Raw genomic sequence first — 4,184 nt, 5'->3', positions numbered from 1 at the left:
GAGCGCCGCCAGCGCGCTGCCGCCGCTCGACGAGGCGTTGCGCCGGCTCGGCTGGCAGGCCGCCGGGCTGACCGCGATGGGCAACGCTCTGCGCGGCCTGCTCGCCGGCGAACAGGCGCCGGCCGCGCTGCTCCTCGATCCCTGGCTGGCGCCGCAGGCGGTGGCCGCGCGCCTGCCGGACGGCCGCGAGGCCCTGGCGCGCCTGCTCGAAGCGCTGCCGACGCCGGCTGCCGGCGAACGCCTGCGGGTGGCGGTGCTGGATACCCGCGCCGGGCTCTGGCTCGACCAGGGCATGGCCTCGCTGTTGCGCCCGGGGTTGGAACTGACCCTCTTCGAACGCAGCCGCGTCCTCCTCGACGCCGCCGCCACCCGCTTGCCGGAACGGATCGTGGTGCAGGCGCTGGACGACGGCCTGCTACCTGCCGAGCACCTCGGTCGCTACGACCGGGTGATCAGCTTCGCCGCGCTGCACGCCTACGCGGCCAGCCGCGAAGGCCTGGCGCTGGCGGCTGCGCTGCTGCGCCCGCAGGGCCGCCTGTTGCTGGTGGACCTGCTATGCGAGTCGCCACTGGCGCTGCTCGGTGCGGCCTTGCTCGACGACCGGCCGCTGCGCCTGGCGGAGCTGCCGAGCCTGTTGGCCGATCTCGCCGCTGCGGGATTGGCGCCGCGTTGCCTGTGGCGCAGCGAGCGGATCGCCCTGGTCGAGGCGCTGGCGCCGGGGCTCGGTCTCGACGCCGCCGCGCTCCAGGCCGGTCTGGAGCAACGCCTGCCCCAGGCGATGCGGCCCGAACGCCTGTGGTGCCTGCCAAGCCTGCCGTTGAACGGCAATGGCAAGGTCGATCGTCGCCGCCTGGCCGAGAGCATGACCCGCGCACTCGGCGAGTGTCGTGACGAGCCCTCGGCGGAGGAGCCGCTGGAAGCCCATGAGCAGGCGCTGGCCGAGTGCTGGGAAGCGGTCCTCAAACGCCCGGTGCGTCGTCGCGAGGCGAGCTTCTTCAGCCTCGGCGGCGACAGCCTGCTGGCGACCCGCCTGCTGGCCGGCATACGTGAGCGTTTCGGCGTACGCCTGGGCATGGCCGACTTCTATCGCCAGCCGACCCTGGCCGGGCTTGCCCGCCACTTGCAGGCGCAGACCGTCGAGATCGAGGAAACCCAACTGGAGGAGGGCGTGCTATGAGCCTCGGCGAACTGCTGGAAACCTGCCGCAGCCGGCGCATCGAACTCTGGAGCGAGGCGGGCCGCCTGCGCTATCGCGCCCCCCAGGGCGCCCTCGACGCCGGCCTCGCCGAGCGCCTGCGGGCCGAGCGCGAGGCCCTGCTGGAACACCTGGAAGGCGGCCCTGGCTGGCGCGCCGAACCCGACCTGGCCCACCAGCGCTTCCCGCTGACCCCGGTGCAGGCCGCCTACGTGCTGGGCCGCCAGGCGGCCTTCGACTACGGCGGTAACGCCTGCCAGCTGTACGCCGAGTACGACTGGCCGGCCGACACCGACCCGGCGCGCCTGGAGGCGGCCTGGAACGCCATGGTCGAGCGCCACCCGATGCTGCGCGCGGTGATCGAGGACAACGCCTGGCAGCGCGTCCTGCCCGAGGTGCCCTGGCAGCGGCTGACCGTGCATGCCTGCGCGGGGCTCGACGAGGCCGCTTTCCAGGCGCACCTGGAGCGGGTCCGCGAACGCCTCGACCACGCCTGCGCGGCGCTCGACCAGTGGCCGGTCCTGCGCCCCGAGCTGAGTATCGGCCGGGATGACTGCGTACTGCACTGCTCGGTGGATTTCACCCTGGTCGACTACGCCAGCCTGCAATTGCTGCTTGGCGAATGGCGCCGCCGCTATCTCGATCCGCAATGGACGGCGGAACCGCTGGAGGCGACCTTCCGCGACTATGTCGGCGTCGAGCAGCGCCGACGCCAGTCGCCAGCCTGGCAGCGCGACCGCGACTGGTGGCTGGCGCGCCTCGACGCGCTGCCGGGGCGTCCCGACCTGCCGCTGCGGGCGCAGCCGGACACCCGGTCCACGCGCTTCCGGCACTTCCACGCGCGCCTCGACGAGGCCGCCTGGCAGGCGCTCGGCGCGCGCGCGGGCGAACACGGCCTGAGCGCTGCCGGCGTGGCCCTGGCGGCCTTCGCCGAGACCATCGGTCGCTGGAGCCAGGCACCGGCGTTCTGTCTCAACCTGACGGTACTCAACCGGCCGCCGCTGCATCCGCAGCTGGCGCAGGTGCTCGGTGACTTCACCGCGCTAAGCCTGCTGGCGGTGGACAGCCGCCACGGCGACAGTTTCGTCGAGCGCGCCCGCCGCCTCGGCGAGCAGATGTTCGACGACCTCGACCATCCGACCTTCAGCGGCGTCGACCTGCTGCGCGAACTGGCGCGCCGGCGCGGTCGCGGCGCCGACCTGATGCCGGTGGTGTTCACCAGTGGCATCGGCAGCGTGCAGCGCCTGCTCGGCGATGGCGAGGCGCCGCGCGCGCCACGCTACATGATCAGCCAGACCCCGCAGGTCTGGCTGGACTGCCAGGTCACCGACCAGTTCGGCGGCCTGGAGATCGGCTGGGACGTACGCCTCGGGTTGTTCCCCGAGGGGCAGGCGGAAGCCATGTTCGACGACTTCGTCGGGCTGCTCCGGCGCCTGGCGCAGAGCCCGCGCGCCTGGACCGACGGCGATGCCACGGAACCCGTCGAGGCGCCGCCGCAGGCGTTGCCCGGTAGTGCCCGGAGCATCGCCGCCGGTTTCGCCGAGCGTGCCCTGCTGACCCCCGACGCCACGGTGATCCACGATGCCGCCGGCAGCTACAGCTACCGCCAGGTCGCCCAGCACGCCAGCGCCCTGCGCCGCGTCCTGGAAGCGCACGGCGCGGGCCGTGGCCGGCGGGTCGCGGTGATGCTGCCGAAAAGCGCCGCGCAATTGGTCGCGGTGATCGGCATCCTCCAGGCCGGCGCAGCCTATGTGCCGGTGGACATCCGCCAGCCGCCGCTGCGGCGCCAGGCGATCCTCGCCAGCGCCGAAGTGGTCGCGCTGGTCTGCCTGGAAAGCGATGTCCCGGACGCCGGCTGCGCCTGCGTGGCCATCGACCGGCTGGCCGCCGACAGCGCCTGGCCGCCACCGCCCGCGGCGGAGGTGGCGGCGGACGACCTCGCCTACGTGATCTACACCTCCGGCTCCACCGGCACGCCCAAGGGCGTGATGCTCAGCCATGCAGCGGTGAGCAACACGCTGCTCGACATCAACCAGCGCTACGGCGTCGACGCCAACGACCGCGTCCTCGGCCTCGCCGAGCTGAGCTTCGACCTCTCGGTCTACGACTTCTTCGGCGCCACCGCGATGGGGGCCCAGGTGGTCCTGCCGGACCCGGCGCGCGGCAGCGATCCTTCGCATTGGGCGGAACTGCTGGAACGCCACGCCATCACCCTGTGGAACTCGGTGCCGGCCCAGGGCCAGATGCTCATCGATTACCTGGAGAGCGAGCCGCAACGCCACCTGCCGGGACCGCGCTGCGTGCTCTGGTCCGGTGACTGGATTCCGGTCAGCCTGCCGACCCGCTGGTGGCGGCGCTGGCCGGACAGCGCGCTGTTCAGCCTGGGCGGCGCCACCGAGGCGGCGATCTGGTCGATCGAGCAGCCGATCCGCCCGCAGCACACCGAGCTGGCCAGCATCCCTTATGGCCGCGCCCTGCGCGGGCAGAGCGTGGAAGTCCTGGATGCCCGCGGGCGGCGCTGCCCGCCGGGCGTGCGCGGCGAGATCCATATCGGCGGGGTGGGCCTGGCGCTCGGCTACGCCGGCGATCCGCAGCGCACCGCCGAACGCTTCGTCCGTCATCCCGATGGCCGTCGCCTGTATCGCACCGGCGACCTCGGCCGCTACCTGGCCGACGGCAGCATCGAGTTCCTCGGTCGCGAGGACGACCAGGTGAAGATTCGCGGCCACCGCATCGAACTGGCCGAGCTGGACGCCGCGCTGTGCGCCCATCCGCAGGTCAACCTGGCGGCCACCGTGGTGCTCGGCGAGACCCACGAGCGCAGCCTGGCCAGCTTCGTCACCCTGCATGCGCCGGCGGAGGCTGGCGAGGATCCGCGTACGACGCTCGACGCGGTGCGCCAGCGGGCGGCCCAGGCCTTGCGCCGCGACTGGGGCAGCGAGGAGGGCATCGCCGCGGCGGTGGCCGCACTCGACCGTGCCTGCCTCGC

General features: G+C 73.2%; 2 pseudogenes. Both read left to right on the top strand.

Going from position 1 to position 4,184, the window contains the following annotated elements:
• Positions 1-1,177 (top strand): annotated as a pseudogene (gene pchE, locus FFS27_RS29470) (pyochelin non-ribosomal peptide synthetase PchE); the annotation flags it as partial.
• Positions 1,174-4,184 (top strand): annotated as a pseudogene (gene pchF, locus FFS27_RS29465) (pyochelin non-ribosomal peptide synthetase PchF); the annotation flags it as partial. The pseudogenes pchE and pchF, both read left to right, overlap by 4 nt.

The organism is Pseudomonas sp. 2VD, assembly GCF_005503585.1.
GTDB classification, from domain to species: domain Bacteria; phylum Pseudomonadota; class Gammaproteobacteria; order Pseudomonadales; family Pseudomonadaceae; genus Pseudomonas; species Pseudomonas aeruginosa.
This window is presented reverse-complemented; position numbering and strand designations above follow the sequence as displayed.